At 48.7% G+C, this 26,724-nt stretch carries 23 protein-coding genes; 11 read left to right on the forward strand and 12 right to left on the reverse strand.

Annotated elements, in window-relative coordinates:
- Positions 1–88: 88 nt before the first annotated feature.
- From D082_RS10245 to D082_RS10255, 3 genes are all read left to right on the forward strand, one after another.
- Positions 89–1,249, forward strand: coding sequence for a transporter substrate-binding domain-containing protein (locus tag D082_RS10245; RefSeq protein ID WP_028947765.1), 1,161 nt, complete (start codon positions 89–91; stop codon positions 1,247–1,249).
- A gap of 348 nt (positions 1,250–1,597) precedes the next feature.
- Complete coding sequence (locus D082_RS10250) at positions 1,598–3,070, forward strand: phosphoglucomutase/phosphomannomutase family protein (RefSeq protein ID WP_028947764.1); 1,473 nt, start codon at positions 1,598–1,600, stop codon at positions 3,068–3,070.
- Between the two features lie 375 nt (positions 3,071–3,445).
- Positions 3,446–4,708 (forward strand): bifunctional oligoribonuclease/PAP phosphatase NrnA, encoded by a 1,263-nt coding sequence (locus tag D082_RS10255; protein ID WP_028947763.1) that lies wholly within the window; start codon positions 3,446–3,448, stop codon positions 4,706–4,708.
- On the opposite strand, the gene D082_RS10260 is transcribed toward D082_RS10255, so the two are convergent.
- Entirely contained in the window at positions 4,709–5,683 is a 975-nt protein-coding gene (locus D082_RS10260) for a glutaminase (RefSeq protein ID WP_028947762.1), read from the reverse strand.
- Positions 5,684–5,716: 33 nt separating this feature from the next.
- On the opposite strand from D082_RS10260, the gene D082_RS10265 reads away from it, so the two are divergent.
- Positions 5,717–7,393, forward strand: coding sequence for a M14 family metallopeptidase (locus tag D082_RS10265; RefSeq protein WP_028947761.1), 1,677 nt, complete (start codon positions 5,717–5,719; stop codon positions 7,391–7,393).
- Between the two features lie 63 nt (positions 7,394–7,456).
- A complete protein-coding gene (locus tag D082_RS10270) occupies positions 7,457–7,720 on the forward strand; it encodes a ribosomal protein L7/L12 (protein WP_238546689.1) in 264 nt (87 codons plus the stop codon).
- Positions 7,721–7,932: 212 nt separating this feature from the next.
- On the opposite strand, the gene D082_RS10275 is transcribed toward D082_RS10270, so the two are convergent.
- The 5 genes from D082_RS10275 to D082_RS10295 all read right to left on the reverse strand — a co-directional run bounded on the left by D082_RS10275 (position 7,933) and on the right by D082_RS10295 (position 12,151).
- Complete coding sequence (locus tag D082_RS10275) at positions 7,933–8,679, reverse strand: phycocyanobilin:ferredoxin oxidoreductase (RefSeq protein WP_028947759.1); 747 nt, start codon at positions 8,677–8,679, stop codon at positions 7,933–7,935.
- 102 nt (positions 8,680–8,781) lie between these two features.
- Positions 8,782–9,507: a two component system response regulator RpaA gene (gene rpaA / locus D082_RS10280; RefSeq protein WP_028947758.1), complete on the reverse strand. Its 726-nt coding sequence runs from the start codon at positions 9,505–9,507 to the stop codon at positions 8,782–8,784.
- Positions 9,508–10,138: 631 nt separating this feature from the next.
- Positions 10,139–10,693, reverse strand: coding sequence for a hypothetical protein (locus D082_RS10285; RefSeq protein WP_028947757.1), 555 nt, complete (start codon positions 10,691–10,693; stop codon positions 10,139–10,141).
- 194 nt (positions 10,694–10,887) lie between these two features.
- Positions 10,888–11,424: a hypothetical protein gene (locus tag D082_RS10290; protein WP_028947756.1), complete on the reverse strand. Its 537-nt coding sequence runs from the start codon at positions 11,422–11,424 to the stop codon at positions 10,888–10,890.
- 91 nt (positions 11,425–11,515) lie between these two features.
- A complete protein-coding gene (locus D082_RS10295) occupies positions 11,516–12,151 on the reverse strand; it encodes a ParA family protein (protein ID WP_028947755.1) in 636 nt (211 codons plus the stop codon).
- A gap of 154 nt (positions 12,152–12,305) precedes the next feature.
- Here D082_RS10295 and D082_RS10300 point away from each other — a divergent pair, with 154 nt between their 5' ends.
- Entirely contained in the window at positions 12,306–13,682 is a 1,377-nt protein-coding gene (locus D082_RS10300) for a sensor histidine kinase KdpD (protein WP_028947754.1), read from the forward strand.
- Between the two features lie 14 nt (positions 13,683–13,696).
- Positions 13,697–15,400, forward strand: a complete 1,704-nt coding sequence (locus D082_RS10305) for an AarF/ABC1/UbiB kinase family protein (RefSeq protein WP_028947753.1) — start codon at positions 13,697–13,699, stop codon at positions 15,398–15,400.
- Between the two features lie 67 nt (positions 15,401–15,467).
- Here D082_RS10305 and D082_RS10310 read toward each other — a convergent pair whose 3' ends face one another.
- Together D082_RS10310 and D082_RS10315 are read right to left on the reverse strand one after the other, a co-directional pair.
- The gene (locus D082_RS10310) at positions 15,468–16,376 is read right to left on the reverse strand and encodes an alpha/beta fold hydrolase (protein WP_028947752.1); all 909 of its coding nucleotides are present in this window, start codon (positions 16,374–16,376) and stop codon (positions 15,468–15,470) included.
- A 130-nt stretch (positions 16,377–16,506) separates the two neighbouring features.
- Positions 16,507–17,487 carry a GHMP kinase gene (locus D082_RS10315; protein ID WP_028947751.1) on the reverse strand — a complete coding sequence of 327 codons (981 nt, stop codon included), beginning with the start codon at positions 17,485–17,487 and terminating at the stop codon, positions 16,507–16,509.
- Between the two features lie 201 nt (positions 17,488–17,688).
- On the opposite strand from D082_RS10315, the gene D082_RS10320 reads away from it, so the two are divergent.
- Positions 17,689–17,988: a YkvA family protein gene (locus D082_RS10320; protein ID WP_028947750.1), complete on the forward strand. Its 300-nt coding sequence runs from the start codon at positions 17,689–17,691 to the stop codon at positions 17,986–17,988.
- A gap of 72 nt (positions 17,989–18,060) precedes the next feature.
- On the opposite strand, the gene purT is transcribed toward D082_RS10320, so the two are convergent.
- Both purT and D082_RS10330 read right to left on the reverse strand, forming a co-directional pair.
- Complete coding sequence (gene purT, locus D082_RS10325) at positions 18,061–19,236, reverse strand: phosphoribosylglycinamide formyltransferase 2 (protein ID WP_028947749.1); 1,176 nt, start codon at positions 19,234–19,236, stop codon at positions 18,061–18,063.
- A 122-nt stretch (positions 19,237–19,358) separates the two neighbouring features.
- The gene (locus D082_RS10330; protein ID WP_028947748.1) at positions 19,359–20,357 is read right to left on the reverse strand and encodes a phosphoribulokinase; all 999 of its coding nucleotides are present in this window, start codon (positions 20,355–20,357) and stop codon (positions 19,359–19,361) included.
- Between the two features lie 500 nt (positions 20,358–20,857).
- Between D082_RS10330 and petH the strand changes: the two genes are divergently transcribed.
- Complete coding sequence (gene petH, locus D082_RS10335) at positions 20,858–22,099, forward strand: ferredoxin--NADP reductase (protein WP_028947747.1); 1,242 nt, start codon at positions 20,858–20,860, stop codon at positions 22,097–22,099.
- An 83-nt stretch (positions 22,100–22,182) separates the two neighbouring features.
- On the opposite strand, the gene D082_RS10340 is transcribed toward petH, so the two are convergent.
- Complete coding sequence (locus tag D082_RS10340; protein ID WP_028947746.1) at positions 22,183–23,028, reverse strand: Cof-type HAD-IIB family hydrolase; 846 nt, start codon at positions 23,026–23,028, stop codon at positions 22,183–22,185.
- 39 nt (positions 23,029–23,067) lie between these two features.
- Between D082_RS10340 and D082_RS18585 the strand changes: the two genes are divergently transcribed.
- A complete protein-coding gene (locus D082_RS18585) occupies positions 23,068–23,238 on the forward strand; it encodes a hypothetical protein (protein ID WP_158506509.1) in 171 nt (56 codons plus the stop codon).
- Between the two features lie 41 nt (positions 23,239–23,279).
- On the forward strand, positions 23,280–24,155 hold the full coding sequence (locus tag D082_RS10345; RefSeq protein ID WP_028947745.1) for a lipopolysaccharide assembly protein LapB: 876 nt from the start codon (positions 23,280–23,282) through the stop codon (positions 24,153–24,155).
- A 71-nt stretch (positions 24,156–24,226) separates the two neighbouring features.
- On the opposite strand, the gene priA is transcribed toward D082_RS10345, so the two are convergent.
- Positions 24,227–26,722 (reverse strand): primosomal protein N', encoded by a 2,496-nt coding sequence (priA, locus tag D082_RS10350; protein WP_028947744.1) that lies wholly within the window; start codon positions 26,720–26,722, stop codon positions 24,227–24,229.
- Positions 26,723–26,724 lie beyond the last annotated feature (2 nt).

The raw sequence follows: 26,724 nt of genomic DNA on the forward strand, positions 1-26,724 counted from the left end.
TATCGTCCAGGTAAAAGATACCATAAAGTTCAAACTGTATGGCAGTATGGGGGGCGTAGCTCTTGTTGTCTGAGTCCTTGTTTGGCTAATGTTAATCCTGCGTCGCCTAATTCTGGTGGTCTCCCTTAGTTTTGCCACGATCGCCGTTGATTTGACCACAGGCCAATGGACTGAACCAGTGCAGGGCCAGGACATAGTCAGTTCGCAAACATTAAAAGTAGGAGTAGTGGGTAATCCTCCATTTGTGGTTTATGGTGAGAATGATATAGATGCTACTGGCATTAGTCTGGATGTCTGGCAGGCCATAGCCCAATCCCAGCAATGGGACTCGCAATACTTACGTCAGAAATCAATTTCCGAAGGCATTAAAGCAGTAGCAGAAGGAGAATTGGATATTTTGATCGGCCCCATCAGCATCACCCCGGAACGGGCCGCCATAAAGGGTATTATTTTCTCCCAACCCTATTTTAGTAGTGGGATTGGCCTTTTAATTCCCGGGAAACCGGCCAGCTTGTGGGAAAGGTTAGCTCCTTTTTTCGGCCTGGCGGCCCTATCTTCGGCAGGTATTCTCATTCTCCTATTGTTTTTGGTGGGCAACTTAATTTGGCTAGCGGAGCATCGTGCCAATCCAGAACAGTTTCCCCCCCACTACCCAGATGGGTTACACAATGGTATGTGGTTTGCCCTTGTAACTCTGACAACGGTGGGCTATGGCGATCAATCGCCGAAAACAAAATTGGGACAACTGGTAGCAGGCGTCTGGATGGTGGTGGCATTGCTGAGCTTTTCTTCCATTACGGCGGGTTTGGCCTCAGCTTTTACCACCGCTCTTTCCGAAGCCAATGCAACCCCTGCGTTTAGAAGTGTGGGTGACTTAAAAAATAAAGATGTGGCAGTGGTGCAGGATACCACAGCAGTAGATTGGGCCAAATTTTATCGAGCCGAAATCACCGAGGTCAGCAGCTTAAAGGGGGCAGTAACCCTACTAGAACGAAAGCAAGTTGATGCAGTGATGTTTGATCGACCAGCATTAATTTACTATACTAGACGAAATCCCCATATTAACTTGGAAGTAACGGAGATTCGTGTTTCTCTAGAACCCTATGGTTTTGTGCTCAGGGAAAATAGCCCCATGCAAAGAGTTATCAATGTACAAATACTAGATCTACTCTACGGTAGGGTAATTACTCGATTTACGGAACGCTGGCTGGGGGCGGAGGTGGAGGAAAATCAAGACCTAGTTCAATAACACCCCCATCTTTAAGGAAAGAGAATTTTTGAACCAAAATTTCCCCTGACTGGGATTCCTTACGAAGTCCTAAGCAACGGTGATTCCATTCCTAACCGTTACTTTCCCATTCCCTGTAAATAGTTAAGATAAATTAAGGATTTTTGACTTAAAACACTAAATTTTGAGACTCTTCGCCCAGTTCCTGCAAGGATTTTACCCATATCAAGTCTATCAAAAGGCCGTCCTTGAGGGCGAGGTTTGTATCCCATTTTCCTTGGCTAACTTTCTCTTTCTGGACAAAGCAAACGTTGGGGTAAAATAGCCACGGTTAACAGATCCACCAACTCTAACAACAATAGGTCTGCCATGGTTTATACTCCTGCTCCGATTAAATTTGGTACTGATGGTTGGCGGGGGGTAATCGCGGCAGAATTTACCTTTGAGCGAGTAGCTAGGGTGGCATCGGTGGCGGCCCAGGTTTTGGCGGAAGAATTTGGTGGAAATGCTCTCCCACATCGCCTCATTGTCGGCTATGACCGCCGGTTTATGGCGGAACAATTTGCCCAGTTAGTTGCCCAGACCGTGAAGGAATTGGGCTTTGAGGTGTGGCTGAGTGAAAGCTATGCCCCCACCCCTGCATTCAGTTGGGCGGCCCACCAGGAAAAGGCCATCGGTGCTTTGGTATTGACCGCCAGCCATAATCCTGCCAATTATTTAGGTTTAAAAGTTAAGGGAGCCTTTGGTGGTTCCGTCGGTGCAGAAATTACCGAGAAGATAGAAGCTCAATTAGAAAATGCCCTACCCCAGCCCCAAGAAGGGGGAAGTTTGCATTATTTTGATCCCTGGCCTAGCTATTGCCAAGGCTTGCAAGCAAAGGTGGATGTGTCCCCCATTCGGCAGGCAATTCACCAAGGAAAATTGCGGGTATTTGCCGATGTGATGCACGGGGCGGCGGCCACTGGCCTAGAGAGATTGCTGGGTTGTCCCATTGATGAAATTAACGGCGATCGGGATCCCCTATTTGGTGGTGGCTCCCCAGAACCCCTACCCAAGTATGTGCCTAAATTATTGGCAGCCCTGAAAATAGCTGCCCAGGATGGAGCGTCGGGGCTACGGGTGGGTTTAATTTTTGACGGAGACGCCGACCGCATTGCCGCAGTGGATGGCCAGGGCAATTTCCTCAGTTCCCAAGGACTCATTCCCATTTTGATTTACCACCTAGCCACACAAAAGGGACTACAGGGGGAAATTGTTAAAACCGTTAGCGGCTCTGACCTAATTCCCAAGCTGGCGGAACTGTACGGCATTCCCCTAACTGAAACGGCGATCGGCTATAAATACATTGCTGACAGAATGTTGACTAGTCCGGTTTTAATTGGTGGGGAGGAATCCGGCGGCATCGGTTATGGGGGGCATATCCCTGAACGGGACGCATTATTATCCGCTCTGTACGTGTTGGAAACGGTGGTGCAGTGTCAGCAGGATATTAGTGAACAGTACCAACGCCTCCAGCAAAAGGTTGGTTTTGTCAGTGAATATGACCGCATCGATTTACCTTTATCTAGCATGGATGTTCGCACTGCTTTGGTGCAAACCCTCAATAACAATCCCCTGACGGCGATCGCCGGGGAAGAAGTGACGGATTTAATTACCACCGATGGCTACAAATTCCGTATGGCTGGGGGCGGTTGGTTATTAATTCGTTTTAGTGGGACGGAACCTTTACTGAGGCTTTATTGCGAGGCTCCCACCAGTTCCCGGGTGCAGACGGTGCTCCACTGGGCAAAGGATTGGGCAAATGGGGTAGCATCTGCCATGCCTGGGTCAACATCTCACTGAGCAGATCCCTCTGCACATAATCCAATAGGCCGTCTTCCGCAAGGATTTCTCTGACCACATCGTCCAAGGACCGGTCATTGGCCCGGGCCCAGTTAATTACCCCGGCGATCGCCACTGCCACCAATTCCTCATTAGCGGGCAAACGACGTAGGGCATCTAATTCGGCATAGGTTTTGGGAATGGCGTAGTGCATAGGGTTGGAAGCTTAGCACAATTTTCCCCGTTAAGCAACAGTTAACCAATGGTGATGGTGTGGGGCCATCCATGGTTCTTTACTTTGGCCTTTAACTAGACTACCGGCATTCAGGTTACTAGTACATTGAAGCTAAATGTTATGATCTGTTTAACGTCCCTCCCTATTCCACTTTTTCGGCAATGGATTCCGTTTCCTCCCGGCCCACTAACGGCATTTCTGCTCCAGAATCCAGTCCAATGCAGTGCCCGGGCCCAAATGCTACCAGTACTCGCAAGGACATTGGTTGTTCCCCAGCCCTAGACACCATTTCTTCGCGCATCCCCTCCGCCAATACAGCCCAGATTATCAAACTCCAACACCATTTGGAGTGCCACCGGGGGCAAAGATTTATCTTAGTAATTCAAGATTTCCCTGACCCCGATGCCCTCTCCAGCGCCTGGGCTTTTCAGTTGATTGCAGCTCAGTACGAAATCCAGTGTGACATTGTCTATGCCGGTACCCTTTCCCACCAAGAGAATATTGCCTTGGTGAAGTTGACCGGCCTCCCTGCCAAACGTTGGGGGCCACAAATGCTCAAGGATATTGACCTCTCGGACTACGAAGGCTGTGTGCTAGTGGACAGTCAAGGCACCAACAGTCAGCTAATGCCTTTAGTACAAGAAGCCAGGATCCCCATTGTGGTAATCATCGATCACCACAGTCAACAGGACGATTTTGAAGTGGAAAATGCTTTTGTGGATATTCGCACTGGTAGTCGTTCCACTGCCACTATTTTGACGGAATATCTGCAGGGAGGCATGTTGGATTTCAATAACAGTAATCCCACCCACGTTAAATGCGCCACTGCTCTGATGCACGGTTTACGCTCCGACACCATCAATTTACTCCAGGCCCAGGAAGCGGAATTTATGGCAGCGGCCTACCTTAGTCGTATTTACGATGCCCAGTTGTTAAATGCGGTGTTGCAGTCGGCTCGTTCTAAACGGGTAATGGAGGTGATTGAGCGCTCTTTACAAAACCGTGTGGTACAAAATAATTTTTCTTTGGCCGGGGTAGGCTATCTCCGCTACGAAGAACGAGACGCTATTCCCCAGGCGGCGGATTTTTTGGCCACGGAAGAAAACGTACATACCGCTTTGGTTTACGGTATTGTCCACGACCGCGCTAATGACATCGAGTTGGTCATTGGTTCTCTCCGTACTAATAAATTAACCTTGGACCCCGACGAGTTTTTAAAGGAAAGTTTGGGCATGGATAATGCGGGGCGCTACTACGGTGGCGGTCGGGATATGGCAGGGGGTTTTGAAATTCCTGTGGGTTTCCTAACGGGATGCAATGACCAAGCGGAATATACCAAGCTGAAATGGGAAGTATTTGATCGCCAATTAAAGCAAAAGTTTTTCCGGCTCATTAACCCTGACCATCGAGTGGTTCATTCCTAGTTAGCTTTTGCCCGCCAGGGCTAAAAACTCCAATAATGCCAGGGGAGCCACAGGATTACCATCTTCATTCAAAGGTGGACTATAACAGGCAAAAATGGTCGGTGACTGGGCCGGCAAGCAAGCCAAAATCAAACCACTTACCCCGGATTTGCAGATGAAACCAGTACGTTGAAAAAATAATTCTGACATTTCATAAAGTCCTGCTTTGGCCATGGTGGCTTTGACCCTGGCAGTGGTGTCCGGCTGTAAGGGCAGTCGGGGACACTGTAGGGCGAGGCCCAGCTTGAACAAATCCTTGAGGCAACCACTCAAACAACAAAGTTGATTATAGGTGTCCAAGGCTAGGGCAGCATCTTCCACGTAGCCTTTTTCTGTCAGCAGATGGGCGATGGCCAGATTGCGGGGATTGGGGAGGGAATGGATAGAGGCTAATAGTTCTTGGTCAAGCCAAAGTTGACATTGGGCAGTGTGGTTTAACCAAGTAAGGAAATTTTCACACCGTTGGTCTGCCGTTGCCCCTGGAATCTGACCTGCTAGGCAGATGGCCCCACTGTTAACCATGGTATTGCGGGGATAACCCCCATCCTGCTCCAATTGCTCCACGGAATTAAATGGTAAATGGGAAGGGCGATCGCCAACTTTTTGCTGGGCCCACTGCCAACCCCGGTGATGGAGTATGTAAAGCCAGAGGAAAGGTTTGACCACACTCATCAAACTGAATGTTAAATCAGTATTCCCCGCCTCGTAAATAATACCGTTCTGATCACCAATATCTAGGGCAAAATTAGCCGCATTGACCAAGCTCAACTGGGGAATGTATTGGGGCAACTTACCTTTGAGGGCCTGGCGCCGGGCCGCTGCCACCCATCCTTGCCACTGGGTTTTCGTAATGGTTCTGTAATTGGCGATCGCCATGGTGTTGGGTATAGATTGATGGTGTACGACTTTGGGATCTGAGTTTAAGCCAATCCCCATTGTTTCCATCCTTTGTACCAGTGTTTTGTCCCCATGACCGTTCCCCCCTTTGATTTCAGTCACTATTTCACCTACCAAGAGATAGACCAATTTTTGCAACAACTACAGAGTGACTACAACTCCCTGCTAACGGTGCAGACCATTGGCCAAAGCTACGAAGGCCGGGACATTTGGGTGGCGATCGCCACAAATCAAGCTACGGGGGATTATCGCCATAAACCCGGTTATTGGATCGATGCCAACACCCACGCCGGGGAAGTGACGGGATCAGCGGTGGCCCTTTATTGTCTATACCAACTGATGACCAGGTATGGGGATGATGCCCAAATTACCCATTTGCTGGATCATCACACCATCTATGTTCTGCCCCGATTAGCCATGGACGGAGCGGAGAAGTATTTGACCACCCCCTACCTGTTGCGCTCCAGTGTGCGGCCCTATCCCTACCCCGAAGAACGGGATGGTTTATACGCAGAAGATGTGAACGGTGACGGTTTAATTTTGCAGATGCGTCTTCCCGATCCCTGTGGTGCCTGGAAAATTTCTGACCAAGATCCCAGGGTCATGGTCGGGCGATCGCCCGAGGAATTTGGCGGTGAATACTATACTTTGTTACCGGAAGGCCTGATCCGGAACCATGACGGCTACGAATTTGACTTAGCCCCCAGCCAGGAAGGATTGGACTTTAATCGCAACTATCCCCACCAATGGGCCCCGGAAGGACAACAGCAAGGAGCCGGGGATTTTCCCTTTTCCGAGCCGGAAACCAGAGCTGAAGCGGAATTTTGGCAACAGCACCGCAACATCAACGGTTTTATCAGCTACCACACCTACTCAGCGGTAATTTTGCGCCCCTACGCTTCCCAAGCAGACGAAAATTTACCCGTAGAAGACCTAGAGGTGTACAAAATTCTCGGGGAAAAAGGCAAAGCATTAACTGGGTACAATTGCATTTCCGCCTACCACGATTTCCGTTACCATCCCAAGGAAGTAATCTACGGTGTGATGGATGACTATGCCTATGACCATTACGGCTGGTTCGGCTTCACTGTCGAACTTTGGGACGCCCCCACCGCCGCTGGCATTCAAAAAGAAGACTTAATCGAATGGTTCCGTTGGCATCCCCCGGAGGACGACTATAAACTGATGCAATGGAATGACCAAGCATTGAATGGAGAAGGCTTTATTAATTGGCAGCCCTTTAATCATCCCCAACTGGGGGAAGTGGAAATTGGCGGTTGGAGTTTTAAAACCATGTGGCAGAACGCCCCCGCCCAGTTTTTACCGGAACTATGTGAGCAACAGTTTCGCTTTGCTTTGACCCATGCCCTGATGTCTCCCCGCCTAGTGGTCTCCAAAACGGAAATTATTCCCCAGGGGGCAGGAATTTATCAAATTACAGTGCAATGGGAAAATCAAGGTTTTCTCCCCACCTACACCAGCCAAAAAACATTAGAAAGGAAAGCAGTGCGCCCTATTAAAATTAGCTTAGAAAAACCAGACGATATAATGTTAATTACCGGGAAACTTCAACAGGAATTACCGCACCTAGAGGGAAGATCCAATAAAGCTAAATCTTCCTTGGCCAATGGAATTGATTACCGCCGCCATTTAACTTGGATAATTAAAGGACAACCCGGACAAAAATTGACTATCACTGCCCAAGCTGAGCGGGCAGGCACAGTACAAGCTGAGTTATTTTTACCCTAGGATGCTGACAATGGCAAAATCTTTTTCAAGTAACCCAACAAATCAAAAAAATAAGGAATGGGTATGACTGTAATTTTGGTATTGATAGCATTGGTAATCATATTTTTACTGGTAATTTTATTCCAGGGAGGATCACCGAAAAATAGTGAAGATTTTATTGACATTGAGCAAAAAACTTCCCAACTATCAGCCGGAGAGAAGAAACAAATTATGATATTAATTGGGCAAGGCAGAAAGATTGAGGCGATAAAAATCTGTCGCTCCCTAACTGGTTACGGGTTAAAAGAAGCTAAACAAATAGTAGAAAAACTGGAGAAGGAAATGTGAACGCACTCTTTTCTATCCCAGGTATAGCAAAAAGTGGGCTGTTTAGGACATTTTCAATTTTAAAACCCTTATTTGGAAAGGGTCTCAGTGATTATTCATCCTAACCGTCCTAATCTTTGCTATAACGGCCAACACCTAGGTTGACTTCGGGTGACAGTGGAGTTATTTATACACAAAAAGTGATTGAAGAGCAGGCAATCAAATCAAATTTTTTACTGGATAACATCAAATAACACTTGGCTCATATATCGTTCTGCCCAGGCGTCCCCAAATGCTTTTTCCAGCACCCGGCGGGTTTTGTCATTTTTTTGCTGTTGTTGACAGTAATGGATTTGCCCCTGACGATGTTCCAGTGCTTGAATTTCATTCAAAGGCTCGGCGGCAATCGCCTGATGGCAGTGAATTTGGAGGAAATCAGCCACTAGTTGTACAAACTGCTCTTCTTCAGTGGCATTGCCAGGGCGAATGAATAAACAATAATCGGAAAATATTTCCCCCCAGGGAGGCAGTTCCCGTTGTTGCTCAAATTCCGGTTTGTCTAACTGAGCCAACGCTTTTTGGTACCCTGCCGGTAATTGGCGATCGCCTTGGGTGGGGGAAAGATCCGCAATGGCCGCACTAACTCCGGCGGGCCCTGCCACAATGTCACAGCCAAACAAGGGTAAACCGTATAAAGGCTCGGGAAACATTACACAGTGGAGAATATCCAACCCCTTGCCCACCTTGGCCAGCTCCAGATGCATTTTGCGGAACTGGGACGTTTGATAACAGCGATTTTCAATCACCAATTTTTCGCCTTCCAATCGGCCTTCCACGTAGCCCAAATCCTCCGGCAATTGATAGGGTTTGAGGGGCAAAGTCTGCCAACTAGTGGAGATGGCCAGGGCCAACTGTTGAATCATCGGGTTCAACGTCGCCATGAGGTAGGAATTAGTCAAATCTAAATCGGTGACGGCCATAAAAAAACTCAAATTTAGGGCAAATTAATCGAACAATAGAATAATAGAGAGAATAAGTGAACTAAATGTAAACCTTTTAATATTCTGGGCAAATGCCACAGTCTATGCAGGAGTGCTACTTCCCTCCTCTATGGAAAGTTCCAAGCAATAGCCCGCCCCATAGACCGTTTTGATAAAGCGAGGCCGGCGGGGATTTGGTTCCAACTTAGTGCGGAGATGGCGAATATGTACCCGAATGGTCTCAATATCATCATCCGGTTCATAGCCCCACACTTCTCGCAAAATATCACTGGGGGAAACCGTCTGCCCATGGCGTTGCAGTAGGCAATGGAGCAATTCAAACTCCAAATGGGTCAACTTAATACTTTTGCCAAACCAAATGGCCTCAAATCTTTCCGGTACTAAGGTCAGGGGCCCTTGGTTGAGAATTTCCGAATGTTTAGCGGCCTGGGGAATGCGATCGGTGCGCCGCAAAAGGGCTCTCACCCTAGCGAGCATTTCTTCCACGTCAAAGGGCTTAGTCAGATAATCATCGGCCCCAGAGTCAAAGCCTTGGATCTTATCCTGGATCTGTCCCAACGCCGTTAGCATTAACACTGGAATATCGGCAGTGCGGTCATCCCGCCGCAAACGTTGACAGACGGTAAATCCATCCACTTTGGGTAACATCAAATCCAACATGATCAAATCCGGTTGCAGCTGCACCGCCAACGCCTGACCCTTAATGCCATCCATCGCCTGCTGGACATCGTAGCCCGCCATTTCTAGATTAATGGAGACTAAATCTGAGATTGCGGGGTCGTCATCGATGATCAGTATTCGGGGCATGCGCTGGAACGAAGGGAAGACAAAATAATTCTAAGGCGCAAACCATTATAGGAGCTTTTAAAGCCCAAAGGCTCGAAATTATTGGCTTTTTATCCCCAACCATGGAGCGCATTAGTTCCTTTTGACTAGTTTTAATGCTCTATTGATGTGGACAAAATTGACCGTTTGGGCTTAAAGTTGCAAATCCACAGACACCCGATTAGAAAATTGGGAGAGTTTCACCACCAAAGCCTCGGCGGAGATGGGATTAAGACCCAAATTTTTACTCCATGTTAATCATCAGAAAAATGGGTTTGAAACCCCCGGCTTTAGCAAGGCTTTACATTAAAATGGGAGTGCCGAAAACGAAAACCAAGTAGTCGGCACAGCACCTTGAAAACTAGGCTTAGGGGGGTCTTGCTAGGAATGCTTGGCAAGGTAAAAAGTCTAAGCACTAAGTACGAAAAGCATTTTACTTAAACCGTACCGATGGGCTATCGGGATCGGACTTCTGAAATGGAGTGAAAGTCTGTGGACTCTGTGTAAAACAGTACATATCTTTTTAGCTGTGGTATGCGACAGTGAATGAAACAGAAAATTGAATCGTGAGGCTCAGTGATCCTTCGCCTTTAGGCCAAGGAGGATGTCAATTCTATTCCTGGGGCATTGGGGCAACGGGGATAGCTGTTCCCTCCGCAGGAATAACTTGAATTAGGTTATCTTCCGCCGGATTCTTGCTGGCGGGGGGAGCAATGGGATCGGCACCGGGTAAGGCTTTTTTCGGGGCTGGATTGTTGATAATAGCTGTGTCGACGGCTTTTTGTTCAATGGGAGCCCCCAGGGGACTATGGAGTGGGGGTGTGGAGTTTTCTACCGGGGCACTCTGTTCTGAGCTAGTGGTGGTTTCGATGGGAAGAATATTTTCTTCAATTTGTTGGCTAGCTTCGGTTTCCACTACTTTGGCTGTTTCGGGGCTGGGAACACCAATTTTGTCTGATTTATCCCTTGCCGAAGCATTGGGAAGCAAACTGGAATTAACCAGTCGGGCAGCATTATCCTGGGGAGTGGCATTTTCCGGTTGGGCGATCGCCGGAGGACATTCGGTACTGCTGAGCCCCACCCGACAACGCAATTCTTCCCTAGCCAGGGAGACAAAAATGCCAGTGCCCGAAAGGAGTAAAGCGAAAACAGTTAAAACGTTTCTCATGACTACTAACTAAACTTGAATCGGTGTTGTCGTCCGGGCCACTGATCTGAATGATCCCGGGCCATTGCTTTAACTAAAGTGAATCCATGGCTATCGATCCTAGCCGATGGCAACGGAAAGTTTCAGCGTCCAGGGCCATTTTGGCGATCGCCTGTGGTATCCAGTGGACTGAATCGAATCAATTCCAGAATGAGCTAATCGAACCAACCAATGTCCTCATCACTCAAACGGGTCGGGGGCTGTTGGGGAGCCACGTAACGGGGAGGCATGGCCCTGGGGAGGGTGGTGATGGCCCTACTGGATGTTGTGGTTAAATCCCCCTCTAGATCCTGGATTTTGCCGTAAAGCTTGCCCACTAAATTTTTTTCCTCTGTCAACTCGGTTTGCAACTTCTCCACCAATTGCACTTTGTCCCGGAGTTTTTTCACCCGGGCCTGCTCTTGCTTCAAACTCTGCTCTAACTCTTTAACCCTTTCCTGCGTTGTTTTTTCCTGCTGCTGGCGATCGTTCCACTGTTGCAATTGCTGTTTTAGTTTTTGCCCCTGGTTTTTTTCCTCTGCCAAGGCCGTTTTGAGGCTATCCAGTTGAGCTTGGAGTCGGGCTAAATCGGCGCTGGAAGTTGGTTCCTCTGGGGTAGGCGGAGAAGGAGCAGAAACCTCCGCTTCGACTTCCGGTTGGGACTGGGCTTGAACTTCTTGCTTGAGCAAATCCGATAAACTTTTTCTGGCCATGGCAAGGGAAGTAATATGAAAGGGGATTTAAATTAGGCTCTGGGGAAAAATGGGCAAAGCAGAATAAATTTGGGTAAAAGCAGCGAAAATCCTAGAGTAATTCCCGCAAAAGTTCGTCCGCCACCCGACGATAATCTGATTGGGCTTCCTTAGCGTGTTTACCTTTCCACTGGGTAATGGCCACCCCATCCAATACTGATCGTTCATGGGCCTTATAGCTACGCACAAAGGCGTGGTAAGCGGGAATACCCAATTGCAAAAGGGTGTTTTGGGCTTCTAGGGTTTCATTAAGGCTACGGGAGTCCACTTTAGTCAACAGCACCCGATGGGCCACCTGTAGGGGATTGACGGCAGTCTTGACTGTGTCGATCAACGCAGTTAAATCCATGGGGGCCGGAGGAGTGGGCAGGACTAAATAATCCGCTAAACGAATAACCGTTTTTAAGGCCTCGGAACGGAGAGCCGGGGGAGTATCCACCACAATGATTTGATAGTTATTCGCCTGGGGTAAATCCATCAATACCCGGGGATTATTTTCCCGGCTGAGCTGGAAACCCATTTTTTCTTCACTGCGCTCCACCCACCAACTGGCAGAGCCTTGGGGATCTGCGTCCACTAAAAGTACTGAGAGCTTTTCCGCCAGAATCGCGGCCAGGTTAACTGCGGTTGTGGTTTTGCCAACGCCGCCCTTGCCGTTAACTACTGCCAAAATCTTTGGTGTTGACACCGGTTTTCCCTGCCTTGCCCTATTGCCATTGCCCCCCAACATACCATAATTGTTCCTTGGATTTAGGGAATTATACTGGGGGCAAGAGTTCATTTTTGCCCATATCCTGGGGACTTAGCTGGTATACGAAATTCGTTGGTTGTTGATCGTACTGATGGCATCTCACCCTATTCCCCTCGAACAATCGCTCATGGAGCTGGTTTGTCATCCCCCAGCCCACGAATCGGTGCCCCCACTATTGGCGGAAAGGTTGGGACAAGCCTTAGGGGCGGCAGGGGTTGTCTGGGTGGTTGGCCAAGGACAGCCTTGGTTTTGGTGTCCAGAGAAAAGCCATGGCCGTTGGCCAGGTGGGGATTTTTGGCAGGGTTGCCACTCCCAAACCCTAGAGGCGATCGCCAATGGACGGGCACTGATTTTAGCGGGGGAGGATTGGCCGGAGCTACAGGAATTTTTTCATCTACATTCTCCTAGGATAGAAGCCATTAAAACTTCTTTTCAAAGGAAAGAAAATGGTTGGGTGATAATGGTTGGTGACCCCCAGACTATGGGCAACTCTGCAAGAAAAAATCAGTCATTTCCTCTACAAAGCCTACAAGATAGTTTGGGGGTTATTAATCAACTGCTATTGGAAACTGATCTGCCCAAGGATGAATTGTTGGAAAATTTCCCCATGGCAGGCATCTACGATCCAGGGGTAATTTGCGCCCCCTATATGTCCCGTAGTTTTTTTGAAAAGAGCCCCATTTTAAGAATTTGGTATGAAGCTAGTCGGCAACAGCTAGAGCAACAAAAACAATGGAATGAAAACTTAATTAACAACATTGTTACCACTATGAGTGACCAAACTCGTAACCCTTTAGCGAATATTCGCATGGTGGTGGCAACCTTACGTACCAGTACTCCCACCCCGGAAAAATTAGCGCAAAGATTGGCTATTCTTGAGCAAGAATGGCATAAATTGAACGAAATTAATGGCAAGATTTTACAGTTACGTCAACTTAAGCAAGAACAAAATTCGTTACAATTGCAGGATTTTGACGCCATTCCCTTACTCAAAAAAGCTATCCATCAGCACCAATGGGAGAAAAAGAACCAAGGGATAGCCATGGAATTCCATTGCCCAGGGGAAATTTATTTAGTTAAAGCAGATTCTGTTTCCCTGGGGCAAATTTTCCAAGAATTGTTAATCAACGCTCAAAAATTTGCTCCGGCTAGTAGTGTTGTTACTATTACCATAGACAATTATGACCAGACTCTAATCCAAGGAACAAGAATGGTCAAATTTACCTTTAGTAACCAGACTAACGCCATGGATAATAAGAATTTGGAATATTTGTTTGATCCGTTTTATCGGGAGCAATGGGTAATTGATTCGGCGATCGCCGGCATAGGGCTAGGCTTGACCATTGTCCGCACTTTAATCGAACAGCTCAATGGTAAGATTAGCGTTGTTGGGGAGCCCTCCAGCCAGCCAGGCCAAAGCGTGATAACTTTTACCCTAATGATTCCCGGGTCTGGGGCGACTGAATAATTTTTCCTCCATTGATGATGCTCATTTCGCAACCGGTGGCGGATCGGTACCTGAGTTGGTCAGGCTTGTCCCGTCGGCCCTGGCGCAGACAACTAGCGGTCACTAGGGTTTTTCTATCTTTTCTCTTTTTTTTATTCTGGGATCGGCTCACTGCCCCCAATTCTAGCCGACGTCGTTATCACCGAGCCCAATGGTTGGTGCAGCAGTTACTTTACCTGGGCCCCACTTTTATCAAAATTGGCCAGTCCCTCTCCACCAGAGCCGACATTATTCCCGCTGAGTATATCCAAGCCTTTGCCCAACTCCAAGACCGGGTGCCCCCCTTCGATTCCCACCAGGCGATCGCCGTCATTGAACAGGAATTGCATGGGGCGATCGAAGACCTTTTTCAACAATTTGAAATCACCCCCCTAGCTTCAGCCAGTTTAGGGCAAGTACATCGGGCCGTACTACCCACTGGGGAAACGGTGGTAGTGAAAGTACAAAGGCCTGGGTTGGACAGTTTACTAAACCTCGATTTTGAGCTTTTACATCAAACTTTAAGACTGGCCAGGCGGTGGTTGCCGGGGTTTCATAGCCTAGCTCAAAAATATGAAGTTGAGGCCATTTACCAGGAATTTTTTTCCCTACTCTTTTTAGAAATTGATTATATTCACGAAGGCAAAAACGCGGAAAGATTTCGCCAAAACTTTGCCGATTATCCCCGGGTCAAAGTGCCAAAAATATATTGGCAATATACCACTCGTATGGTTTTAACATTGGAATACTTGCCCGGTATTAAAGTAGACGATCGCCAAGCATTGGAAACCGCTGGCATTAATTTAGATTTAGTCATTCAAACAGGTATTTGTGCCTATTTAAAACAACTATTAATTGACGGCTTTTTCCAGTCCGATCCCCATCCAGGTAATATGGCGGTGGATAGCCAGGGGGACTTGATTTTTTATGATTTTGGCACCATGGCGGAGGTAAAAATCATCGCCAAAGACCAGATGATACAAACCTTTTTTGCTGTGCTAAGAAAAGATGTCAACCAAGTGCTAGAAGCCCTAATTTACATGGGACTGGTGGAGCCAAAGGGGGATTTAAGTCCCATCAAGAGAATTATTAATTTTTTGCTGGATAACTTTCGCGATAAACCCATCGATATTAAAGCCTTCGATCAGGTGGGAGAAGAGGTATATGCCATGTTCCAGCAACAACCTTTCCGCTTGCCACCCCAAATGACTTTTATTTTAAAATCTATTTCCACCCTGGATGGCATCGCCCGGGCCTTGGACCCCCGTTATAATTTAATCGCCGCCAGTCAGCCCTTCATCCAAAGTGTTACCGTTGCCCAACCTAAACGCTCCCTAGTGATGGCCCTGGTGCGGCAAGTTCAACAATTTGTCCTCGACCAATTGAACAAACCCTCCCGTAATCAACAGTTTCTTCAGGAATTAACCGCCAAACTAGAACGGGGCGAGTTACAATTTGCCACCCGTTCCCCGGAAGGCGATCGCCTATTGAGGAAAATTCACTTGGCTCTGAAAAGTCTCATTTTTGCTTGTTTAACCGGGTTCACCCTACTGTCGGCGACGGTATTGCTGTCCACAATTTATGCCCGCTTTGCCGTGGTCGGTTTTGGTTTGGCTGGGCTATTTAGCCTCTTCTTAATCCGTTCTTTGCTCAAGTTAGCGGTGCAAGAAAGGTTAGACCGACTGGTGCAAAAAAGGTAGCTAGGGGAAAGGAACCCTCCATTGCTGAGCTCAGATCAAGGATCGGCTGCTTCTAGCACGAGTCAAGCTAAGTCCATTGTTCAATCCATTGTTGCAAAATCGGGTTCACCACCTCCGGGGCCTCATCTTGGGGACAATGCCCCAACCCCGGCAAGCTGATAAATTCCTCCACACAATCATAATTTGCCAACTCCCTCCCCAAGGCGATCGGTTCCCATGGATCCCCTTCTCCCCAAATGAGCACCGTTGGGCGATTAATGCGGGGTAACAAATCCTCCGGCAGGGGACCTTGGGAATAGCCGGTAAAGGCGAGAAAGACTTCCGCTGCCCCTGGATCCTGGGCTGGTCGCAGAAGCATTGTCACCAAATCTTCGGTTACCGCATCGTTGTTCACATAGGCTTGACAGAGAGCTTGACGCACAGTGTTAGGCCGGGCTATCTGTCGGAAAAACAACTTGCCAATCTGGGGATAACCAAGCAATGTCTGCAGTATGCTCGCTCCCACTTGACGATACCAGGGCAAGGCTGAGCGCTTCCGGTCATGGAGTAACCGCAGGGAACAGTTAAGCGCAATTAGACCAGTGACCAGTTCAGGATATTCTGTGGCGGTTTGCATGGCTACCACACAGCCAATGGAGTTGCCAATCAAGACAGTGGGTTCACCGATTATTTCTCGACAAAAATCTGCCACTAGGTCTCCCCATGTTGTGAACGTATAGCCCAATGCTTCACTGGGCAAGGGTTTAGCCGAAGCACCAAAGCCCAACAGATCGATGGCGTAGCAACGACAATATTCTCCCAAGACGGGGATATTTTTACGCCAGTGACCCCAAGAGGCACCAAAGCCATGGATTAACAACACCGCCGGGCCCCGATCGCCCCTTTTTTGATAGGCGATCGCCTGGTTGCGCCATTGCCAAAAGAGGGGGGGAGTGTGGGGAGATAGGGCGGACGGAGAAGACTCTAGGGATACCATAACGGAGAGAAGCCAATGATGAAGCAATGATTCTCTATGGTGACGAAATTTTCCCTGGAATTGCCACTCATTAACGGCATCTGTTTAGGAAACTTGCCGATTGTGGGGAAAGAGTGCCCGAATTATCCAGCTAAGAAAAAATAATTTGGGAACCGGGAGCATTAATTTTTACTGACAAAATCTGGTGATTTTTAAAGGTTTCTGCTAGACGGGGATGCACCGACGGAGGCGCAAAAAAGAGCATAAAGCCCCCGGCCCCGGCCCCCAGTAGCTTCCCGCCCCAAGCCCCCGCCTCTCGACCTTGTTGGTAAATGTGATCGATATCGTCGTTGGAAATACCCACATCCAAACTCCGTTTTGCTTGCCAAGCTTGGTCTAGGAGTTCACCGAAAGCAGACAAACATTGATTGCTAGTTAAAATATCCCAGCCTTTGTCCACCATTGAACGCATTAGTTTAAGGGTTTCCTTGTTATCACCCACCCGTTTTAATTGTTTTTCCACCACATTAGCCGCCCGCCGTTTAATGCCCGTAAAAACGATAAAAATGTGTTCTTCAAACTCCGCCATTCTTTCTGGGGCCATGGTCACTCGGCTGACCACAATATCATCTTCTTTACGAAATTCCACCAGATTAAATCCCCCCACGGCCGCCATTAACTGATCCTGACAACCCACTTTGTCATTAACCAAATGTCTTTCCACATAAATGGCTTCATAGGCTAAATCCAAAGGACGGATAAATTCCCCTTTAAAGGAATGGAGCGCCTGGAGTAGGGAAACGGTAAAAGCAGAAGAGGAGCCGAGGCCGGTAAAGGCAGGTAAATCCGCCACGTTATGAAGCTCAATATCCTTTTCCAAACCACAAAACTTCAGACATTCTCGAAAGACCAAATGCTCCATGTCACCGGGATTTTTGACCAATTCTACTTTGCGGTAGGAAACTCGAATGGAATAGTCAAATAAATGACTTAAAAAAGGGCTGGCAGTGACGTAGGAAAATTTATCGATCGCCGTGGCCAGAACTGCACCACCATGCTGAAGAAAATACTCAGGATAATCGGTTCCCCCACCAAAAAAACTAATGCGGACGGGGGCACGGGAAATCAGCATGGGCCTGGGAAAGACAAGGTTAACGACAGATACATTATTGCCGACTGGGGGGCAATATCAGCACCCAGTACTGAAACCTCTTGTTAAATTTAACCCTGGAGGGGAATCCGTCCCTAGCCCAGGGAGTTTTCCTCCCCTGAGTAGCCGTTTCATTTGTCAAAATTAAATTGTTGAAATTGTTCTTTCTCCCCCCAGCACCCCATGAAATTTTCCCTCGAATCCCTCTATGGCTGGTACCGTCAAATGCTCCAGCATCCCCGGTACCGTTGGTGGATTGTTATTGGCTCTTTAGTTTATCTCCTCAGCCCCATTGACTTTCTGCCTGACGTTTTCCCCGTAGTGGGTTGGATTGACGATGGTTTAATTGCCACTTTGTTGGTGTCGGAAATTTCCCAAATGGTCCTTACTAGCCTAAAAAATAAAGCCGTCAAACAGGAGAAGGATTTTCCCCAGGAACCTGTGGTGGTGGATGTGGTGGGGCAGGACGTGGCCCACAGTTAATTTGCTAGATTAGATTTACCAATAATTCTTCGAGCAAAGCTCCCCCAAGCAGATTCCTTGCCCCAGGGAGTTTTACTTTGTCTGTACAATTACCTTTTCAGCCATAGTTTGGGCTAAACGTCGAGCCTGGTCAACGGATTCCCCTTGGGCTAGGGCCACCCCTAAACGGCGATGGGGTCGGGCGTTAGGCTTGCCAAATAAACGCACATCGGTGCCCGGTTGGGCCAATGCTTCCGTTAGTCCCGTGTAACTAAGCTTTTCCCCAGCTTGCGGGGCCAGGATGACTGCGCTTGCGGCGGGCCCCATTTGTTGGATGCGGGGAATGGGCAAACCTAAAATGGCCCGTAAATGTAGCTCAAACTCGTTTAAATTTTGGGAGATGAGGGTCACCATGCCAGTGTCATGGGGTCGGGGAGACAATTCAGAAAAAATTACTTCCTCCGGAGTAATAAAAAATTCCACCCCAAAAAGACCAGCTCCCCCCAAAGCGTCGGTAACCGTTTTGGCGATCGTCTGGGCCTGGGTTAGTTGTCCCCGATTTAAAAGGGCCGGTTGCCAAGATTCCTGATAATCTCCCCGTTCTTGGCGATGGCCAATGGGTTCACAAAAAAGGGTTTCCCCCTGCCACTGGCGAATGGTTAGCAACGTAATTTCCAACTCAAAAGGAATAAATTCCTCCACAATCACCTTGGTTTGATCCCCCCTCGCTCCGGCGATCGCCGCCTGCCAAGCCTGGACTACCCCTTCACTACTATTGACTACGGACTGTCCTTTACCAGAAGAGGACATCACCGGCTTAACCACATTCGGGAAACCAATGGCTCGACTAACTCGTTCCAGCTCTGCCAAACCCGTGGCGTAGTCGTAACGGGCGGTACGGACTCCCAACTGTTGGGCCGCCAACTCCCGGATGCGGTCCCGGTTCATGGTTAAATTGGTAGCCCGGGCAGTGGGAATGACCCGATAACCCTGGGCCTCTAACTCCAATAATTTTTCTGTGCGGATTGCTTCCACTTCGGGCACAATCCAATCCGGCTGATATTTTTTTACTACTGCCCCTAGGGCTTCTCCGTCTAGCATGGAAATGACTTCCGCTTGCTGGGCAACCTGCATGGCCGGAGCATCGGCATAGCGATCCACTGCAATTACCCGATTGCCCAATCTCTGGGCTGCAATGGCAAACTCCTTGCCCAATTCCCCAGAGCCAAGTAGTAAAAAGGTTTGGGGCAGAGCGACGGGGTTGACCATGGTTAAATATTGGGGGGCAGGGGTTAGCTACCAGTGGGAATGCCAGAGATAATAATTAACCCACACCTGCTTGTTGCAGCAAATGTGGGGATGGGGAAGGGAACTTCCCAGGACATATTTCATTAAACGGAAGCGGGCACCTTAGCTTCGGCAGTTAACTGCTCGTAAACTTCCCGCATTTTTAAGCCAACCAACACCTGGAATAAACCAGTGCCATTGTCTGTGCCAGGGTAGTCCTTGTGCTTGAGCAGCAACTCGGTCATTTCTCCGTAGTACTTGGTGCCGGTTTTGCTCAGGTGGTTTTCCACATAAACCATTTCTTCTAAGTTCTCAAACCTACCGTCTACTTCCAGCAGGGAAACTTCATTGCCCATGAAACTGTCAGGACCATAGTACATTTTGATACCAGGATAGGTACAGGTCAATTTCCGACCACAGGGGCGCCAATCGATGGTAGAGCCTTCGTCAAACAGATAGGCGGGTTCGAAGAATTTAACCCCTTCTTTTTGTACCAAACGTACCCGCAGGAGCTTACTTTCCTTGTCCTCAATTAGACGGGTGGGTAGCACCTGAATTACCACATCGGCATACTGCTTTTGGGGCTCAATGTAGGCGGTGAAGTCAGGCTTACGGGCATTGATGGAAGCCAAAATATCTTCATAGGTGTGGCCCCGTTCGGCCATGTCCCGCTGGATTTTCCAGTTAATTTTTACCTCTTCGCTGATGTCGAGGTAAACGCCGAAATCCACTAGTTCCCGCACCCGTTCGTCGTAGAGGGGATGCAAACCTTCAATGACCACCACTTTGTTAGGTTCAACTTTTTCCGGTGGATCCAGCAGGCCCGTTTCGTGGTTATAAATGGGCTTCATGATTGGTTGACCACTTTTGAGCGTTTTAATTTGCTCGTACATGAGGTCAAAATTGTTAGCCCTAGGATCCAGTGCGGTGACGCCAGCGGCTTTTCTACCCTGACGATCCAAACTGTGGTAATCGTCCAAACAGATTACCGTCATAAACTCTTCGCCGAACAAATCCGTCAATCGACGTAGGAAAGTAGACTTACCGCAACCGGAATCCCCGGCAACACCAATAAGAACCACGCGGTCTAGCTGTGTGGTCATAAGATCCCTCAAAAATGCAAAACTGATTGTTAACCCGGTTTCCTAAAAAACTTCTCCTCACCCCAGGCGGCGTGTTGGAGAGACAAACCAGAGCCTATGGGCTTGTTAACCCCCTGTCAAGGGCCGACAGGAAACTAGTTATAATGTCTAGTCGTCCTGGTCAACCCCAGATAACGCTCTTCGGTTCTAGCCAGGGATATAGCCTGACCCACTAAATACTGAGTATGAATTCTATCAGAATTGTATTCCCTTCTACAAGATTGCCCCAACCCAATTGGTAACTCTACGAATATTTTCATAAATCGGAATTAGTCTAGGGAGAAAGTGATACAAGGGTTACATTTTATCAGGGTTAACTTTGTTAGGGTGATAAAACTAAATCTCCGCTTCTAACCCCACTGCTCCTCCCGGCTACGGCGATCGCCTGACGATGGTAGGCTTGATAATACTGCGATAAATTTCTGTCAGTATTATTTGATTGAGTAGGGAGCAATTAACCCATGTACAGTCCCGGTTACGTAGCGACTTCATCCCGCCAGAGCGATGCCGGTAATCGTTTATTCGTTTATGAGGTAATCGGCCTGAGTCAGAGCACCATGACTGATGGCTTAGACTATCCCATCCGCCGTAGCGGTAGCACTTTCATCACCGTCCCCCTAAAGCGGATGAACCAAGAAATGCGGCGCATTACCCGGATGGGAGGAAAAATTATCAGCATCAGACCTCTGGAGGGAGATTCGCCTTTACCCCACACCGAGGGCATTCCCAAACCTAGTCAATCCGAGGGTAGTGGTTCAGAAGCGGCGGCCGTCCCAGCCCCTGAGTCTAAGAAAACCATGGCAACAACCCCCAAAGAAAAAAAAGCTGACGACATTCCCGTAAATATTTACCGTCCCAAAACCCCCTATGTGGGCAAAGTTTTAGAAAATTATTCCTTAGTCAGGGAAGGGGGAATTGGCATAGTACAGCATTTGACCTTTGACCTATCCCAGGGCGATCTACGCTATCTAGAAGGGCAAAGTATTGGCATTATTCCCCCCGGAGAAGATGATAAGGGCAAACCCCATAAATTAAGACTCTACTCCATTGCTTCCACCAGGCACGGCGATTTTGGGGATGACAAAACTGTTTCTCTCTGCGTGCGTCAATTGGAATATCAAAACGAAGCCGGGGAAACCGTCCAAGGGGTTTGCTCCACCTATCTGTGCAACATTAAAGAAGGGGACGACATCGCCATCACCGGCCCTGTAGGCAAGGAAATGCTGTTGCCCCCGGATGAAGATGCCAACGTTGTTATGCTGGCCACCGGCACCGGCATTGCTCCCTTCCGGGCGTTCCTGTGGCGTATGTTTAAAGAACAACACGAAGATTACAAATTTAAAGGTCTAGCCTGGCTCATTTTCGGTATCCCCAAATCAGAAAACATCCTTTACAAAGATGATTTGGAAAAAATGGCGGCGGAATTCCCCGATAATTTCCGTTTAACCTATGCCATCAGTCGGGAACAACAAAATGCCGAAGGTGGCAGGATGTATATCCAGCATCGGGTGGCGGAAAATGCCGAAGAATTGTGGAATTTGATGCAAAATCCGAAAACCCACACCTACATGTGTGGTCTCAAAGGTATGGAACCCGGCATTGACGAGGCGTTCGTTAACCTCGCTGAACAGCGGGGTACCAATTGGGCTGACTTCCAGCGGCAAATGAAAAAAGAACACCGTTGGCACGTGGAAACCTACTAAGGTCCCTTGGCAGAATATCAATTTGTCTGAATCTCAAGGGGGGTTTGCCGTTGGCGAGCTCCTTTTGTTTTGCACAACCACGGTTAACCCAGGGGAATAGCTGGGGTTGTTCCCAAGCAAAACTTAGTCAAGGCTAGGGAAACACCGTCTTCTTCCACGTCCCCGGTTACCCAATCCGCTCTTGCTTGCACTTCCGGAGGGGCATTCCCCATGGCCACCCCTACCCCAGCATATTGCAACATTTCTAGGTCGTTAAAGTTATCACCGATCGCCAGAATTTCTTTGGGGCTGATGCCTAATACTTCTTCGGCTAGGTGTTGGACAGCCAGGCCTTTGGTGGCTTCGGCGTGGGTGACTTCAAAATAAATTTCGGTGGATTGGGTGAAATGAACGTTTTGCCCCTGGAGTTTTTGCCCCAGTTCCGTCATCAGTTGGGCCATCAGAGGAGCATTGCGGCTAATAGCTAACATTTTAGTGGTGCTCCCCAGGTTAATAATAGTACTTAAATCCCCACTGGCTTGGGCAATGGCCCCGGATCTGTCCATGTAAATGTGGGTTTCTGGAGTGATCTGCCGTACATGGAGTTGATCGTCGTGGTAGCAATGGACTTCTAAATGGGGGGCTAAGGCCGGTTGCTCAAAGTGGGACAAAATCCCTAGGGCGATCGCCTTGGGCAGGGGTTTTTCCCGCAATACTAAGCCGGTGTGGGGATGCTTGGTCAAGGCACCGTTATAGCTAATCAAAGGCAGTGTAGACTGGATTGCTCGATGGAAACGCAGGGCGGAGCTAAACATTCTACCGGTGGCCAGGGCCACCTGTATGCCTTGGCTTTGCACCCGTTGGATAGTTTCCACCACAGCGGGATTAATTTGGTTGGATTTACCGGCGATCGTGCCATCAATGTCCAACACCACTAACTTAATTGACACCGTTAAACTCCCTGACTGCTAGTTAACTTCAGAAATATTGTGCTGGAAAGCCTAACCATTTTGGCAACAATGCCGGACATTGGCGCATCGGGACAAAGCGGCTATGCTGAGAAAACAAATATTACCGGTCTGAACGGTGGAAGTTCAGCTCAAGCTCGGCACATTACCCTGGTCGAGCCCGTTAGTTCCATTGTTGTTCCCGGTGGATAGGACTGTAATCAAACCGAAAGTAAATCTGGAGAGACATTGGGGTGGCAACAACCAAAACACAACGGAATATTTGGGTTTATGTGGGTATTGGGGCGATGGTCAGCGCCCTAGTGTTATTTTCCCTCGTGCCCCTAGTAATGGCCCTCTGGCAACCCCGACCCCCCGTCGATGGAGTGGTTAACGGTGCCACTTCCCTGGAAAGTCAAGCCTTGGGCTATCAGCTAGTACTGGAAAGGGAGCCGGATAATGTCAATGCTCTCCAGGGCCTATTGGAAATTCGTCTGCAACAAAAAAATCTCCCGGCGGCGATCGCCCCTTTGGAAAGGTTGGGGCAAATCCAGGCAGATCAAGTGCAATACCGTATCCTTTTGGCCCAGCTGAAAGCCCAACTGGAAGACAATAATGGAGCGGCCCGGGTGTATCGGGAAATTTTGAATCAGTTTCCCTACAACATCCAAGCTTTGCAAGGTTTGAGTGGTCTGTACGCAGAACAGGAACGGCCAGCCGAAGCGGTGGCCATTGTGCAAAATGCCATCACCCAGGCCATTAAAAGCCAAACTACCGTTCCCGGTGCCGTGCCTCCAGAGCAAATTACTTCTCTACAATTACTACTGGGGGAAATTTACCTTAGTCAAAACCGCCCCGACCAGGCGATCGCCATTTACGAAGCGGCCAGTAAGGTAAATAGCAACGATTTCCGTCCTGTGTTAGCCCAAGCCCAGGTAATGGCGCAAACGGGCAAATTGAAAGAAGCAGATCCCTTTTTCCAACAGGCGATTATGCTCGCTCCAGTGCAATATAAAGATTCGATTAAAAATATTGCTCTCCAGGTCACCAACCAAGCTTTAGCCAACCAGAATAATAACCCTAATACTGCTAGCTCCCCCCCACCGGCACCGATTCTCAAAGCGGATTGACCTATCCTAAATGTTCTGAAACACGGGGTTTCAAATCTTGTTTTTTAATAAAAACAAAGCCGTTTTTAGTGTCAATCAATGCCGATCGGGTCTACGTCAATATCCAAATAAACGGAACTGGGACAAAGTTGTTTTAGCTTATCCAGCGGCACAATGAGCTGATTGTGGCCAGGACATTTAAGTAGCAACTGCCAGCGGTATCTTTGGGCAATGCGGAGAATACTAGCCGGGGCTGGCCCCAAAATTTCCACCGTTTCCGGCAAAATTTTCCCACATAAAACGGCGATCGCCTGGATCGTTTTTTCCACCTCCCTTTCATTGGAACCCAGACAGCGGAGCAAAATTAACTTGCCATAGGGGGGATAATTTAACATTTCCCGTTGGGGCAACTCCTGGGCAATAAAACCATGGTAATTGTGGCTTTTAACGGCTTGGATCACAGGATGGCGGGGGGTATAGGTTTGAATAATCACCTGACCCGGCTCATCTCCCCGGCCGGCCCGGCCACTCACCTGGGCTAGGGTTTGAAAACCCCTTTCAGCGGAACGGTAATCGGCAAAATTAAGCAAGCTATCGGCGGCAACAACCCCAACTAAAGTTACCTGGGCTAGGTCTAGCCCTTTGGTCAGCATTTGCGTCCCCACCAGTAAATCTGCTTCCCCCCGTTTGAATTGATCCAACAAAGCTCGATGGGCTCCTTTGCGACGGGTGGTGTCACTGTCAAAGCGAATCCAACGCAGATCGGGAAATTCCGCGGTTAAAGCCTCGGTCACTTTTTGGGTGCCGCTGCCAAAAAATTTCAGATAGGGGGAAGAACATTCCGGGCACACTTTGGGCTGGGTTTCAGCATGGTTACAGTAATGGCACCGCAGTAAGGGTTGATTATCCCCTTGGACGTAATGATAGGAAAGAGACACGTCACAGTTGGGACATTCCAACACGTAACCGCAACTGCGACAGGAGACAAAAGTGCTATGGCCCCGCCGGTTAATGAATAAAATGCCCTGCTGTTGTTTAGCTTTGAGTTCCCCCAGGGCTGTTTGCAAAGCCCGGCTAAAAATGGAGCGATTGCCCTGTTTTAAGTCCGCCCGCATATCGACGATTTGTACGGGAGGCAGAGGTCGGGATTGTACCCGTTCCGGTAATTCTAGGTAATGCCGTTGGGGATGTTTTTTTTGCTCGGCAATGCCCTGCCAGCTTTCCAAAGAAGGGGTGGCGGAACCGAGGATGAGGGGACATTGTTCTAGTTCAGCCCGGCGTTGGGCTACGGTGCGGGCGTGGTAGTTGGGGGTTAACTGGGTTTGTTTAAAACTGCTGTCGTGTTCTTCGTCGAGGATGATCAGTCCTAGATTGGGTAGGGGGGCAAAAATAGCGGAACGGGTACCAATGACAATTTGTTCATGGCCTAGGAGAGTTTGGCGCCAGGTGTCGTACTTTTCACCCGAGGACAGACCACTATGGTACACAGCCACTTTATTACCAAAGCGGGCCCGAAAACGATCGGTTAATTGGGGCGTTAAACCAATTTCCGGCACTAACACCAAGACGGATTGGCCCTTGCCCAGGCGATCGCCGCAGATTTGTAGGTAAACTTCCGTTTTGCCGGAGCCGGTGACGCCGTGGAGTAAAACCTGGTGATAACCCTGGAGAGGCAGGATAGTTTGGCAAGCTTGCTGTTGGGCTGGAGTTAAGGTTGGAGCCGGGCTAACATGAACGGTTGGGTGGTGGAAAAGCCGCAACTTTTCCCGTTCGGCGATCGCCACTAGCCCTTTTTTTTCTAAGGATTGAATGGTGGAAGCGGAACAGGGCACTGCTTTGAGCAAATCCGTTAACCACATTTCCCCCCCTTGTTTTTTCAGCACCGTCAAGGACCTGGCCTGCAATTCCGTCAGTTTGATTCCAGGATCAAAATCCAGTAAGGTCACCATTTTGGGTAACTGGGGCCGCAGCGATTTGGGAGGTTCGAGGTAACTTTCCACCCATTGCCGTTTGAGCAAATCCCGCAACCCCTTGGCTAAACCGGGTATTTTTTGTCGCAGGTAACGGTAACTGTAATCCCCTTCCTTAGATGATTGCAGTAGGGTCAAAATTTGCCTTGCCCCCTGGTGGGAAGGTTGACTAAGAAATAACGGCCAATCCGATGGCAGGCGATCGCCATTTAATTTAATGCGTCGTTGAGAACGCTGGAGTAACCCCGGTGGCAAAGCCATGCGAATGACGGTGATCAACTCAGTGCAGTAATATTCCGCCAACCAATGCAACAGCCGCCAATAATGGGGGGCAAAAAAGCCCGACACAATTACATCCTGAATTGGCTTAATTTTTTCTGGAGGTAAATCCGGGGGCAGGTTTACCAAACAACCCACCACGATACCCCCCAACTGTTGGTTGCCAAAGGGCACTGCCACAATGTCTCCATCCTGCACCGTTAAGTCCGGGGGAATGGCATAGGTATAAACCCCTTCATTTTGAGGTAAATCCACTAGCACTACTGCCCAGGGGCGCACTGAATCTTCTTCCTGGTAATTAAAGCCCAATTCTGCCAGAGCTAGGGGAGAAACAGTCATAT

This window comes from Synechocystis sp. PCC 6714 (genome assembly GCF_000478825.2).
GTDB lineage: Bacteria > Cyanobacteriota > Cyanobacteriia > Cyanobacteriales > Microcystaceae > Synechocystis.

Excerpts from the sequence above, each read along its gene's own strand:
- rpaA (WP_028947758.1), bottom strand. The coding sequence starts at position 9,507 with ATGCCCCGAATACTGATCATCGATGACGACCCCGCAATCTCAGATTTA.
- D082_RS10245 (WP_028947765.1), top strand. The coding sequence starts at position 89 with ATGTTAATCCTGCGTCGCCTAATTCTGGTGGTCTCCCTTAGTTTTGCC.
- D082_RS10275 (WP_028947759.1), bottom strand. The coding sequence starts at position 8,679 with ATGGCCGTCACCGATTTAGATTTGACTAATTCCTACCTCATGGCGACG.
- D082_RS10265 (WP_028947761.1), top strand. The coding sequence starts at position 5,717 with ATGACCGTTCCCCCCTTTGATTTCAGTCACTATTTCACCTACCAAGAG.
- purT (WP_028947749.1), bottom strand. The coding sequence starts at position 19,236 with ATGGTCAACCCCGTCGCTCTGCCCCAAACCTTTTTACTACTTGGCTCT.
- D082_RS10315 (WP_028947751.1), bottom strand. The coding sequence starts at position 17,487 with ATGCTGATTTCCCGTGCCCCCGTCCGCATTAGTTTTTTTGGTGGGGGA.
- D082_RS10270 (WP_238546689.1), top strand. The coding sequence starts at position 7,457 with ATGACTGTAATTTTGGTATTGATAGCATTGGTAATCATATTTTTACTG.
- D082_RS10260 (WP_028947762.1), bottom strand. The coding sequence starts at position 5,683 with ATGGGGATTGGCTTAAACTCAGATCCCAAAGTCGTACACCATCAATCT.
- D082_RS10250 (WP_028947764.1), top strand. The coding sequence starts at position 1,598 with ATGGTTTATACTCCTGCTCCGATTAAATTTGGTACTGATGGTTGGCGG.
- D082_RS10310 (WP_028947752.1), bottom strand. The coding sequence starts at position 16,376 with ATGGTATCCCTAGAGTCTTCTCCGTCCGCCCTATCTCCCCACACTCCC.
- D082_RS10305 (WP_028947753.1), top strand. The coding sequence starts at position 13,697 with ATGATGCTCATTTCGCAACCGGTGGCGGATCGGTACCTGAGTTGGTCA.
- D082_RS10290 (WP_028947756.1), bottom strand. The coding sequence starts at position 11,424 with ATGGCCAGAAAAAGTTTATCGGATTTGCTCAAGCAAGAAGTTCAAGCC.
- priA (WP_028947744.1), bottom strand. The coding sequence starts at position 26,722 with ATGACTGTTTCTCCCCTAGCTCTGGCAGAATTGGGCTTTAATTACCAG.
- D082_RS10330 (WP_028947748.1), bottom strand. The coding sequence starts at position 20,357 with ATGACCACACAGCTAGACCGCGTGGTTCTTATTGGTGTTGCCGGGGAT.
- D082_RS10285 (WP_028947757.1), bottom strand. The coding sequence starts at position 10,693 with ATGAGAAACGTTTTAACTGTTTTCGCTTTACTCCTTTCGGGCACTGGC.
- petH (WP_028947747.1), top strand. The coding sequence starts at position 20,858 with ATGTACAGTCCCGGTTACGTAGCGACTTCATCCCGCCAGAGCGATGCC.
- D082_RS10300 (WP_028947754.1), top strand. The coding sequence starts at position 12,306 with ATGGCATCTCACCCTATTCCCCTCGAACAATCGCTCATGGAGCTGGTT.
- D082_RS10255 (WP_028947763.1), top strand. The coding sequence starts at position 3,446 with ATGGATTCCGTTTCCTCCCGGCCCACTAACGGCATTTCTGCTCCAGAA.
- D082_RS10320 (WP_028947750.1), top strand. The coding sequence starts at position 17,689 with ATGAAATTTTCCCTCGAATCCCTCTATGGCTGGTACCGTCAAATGCTC.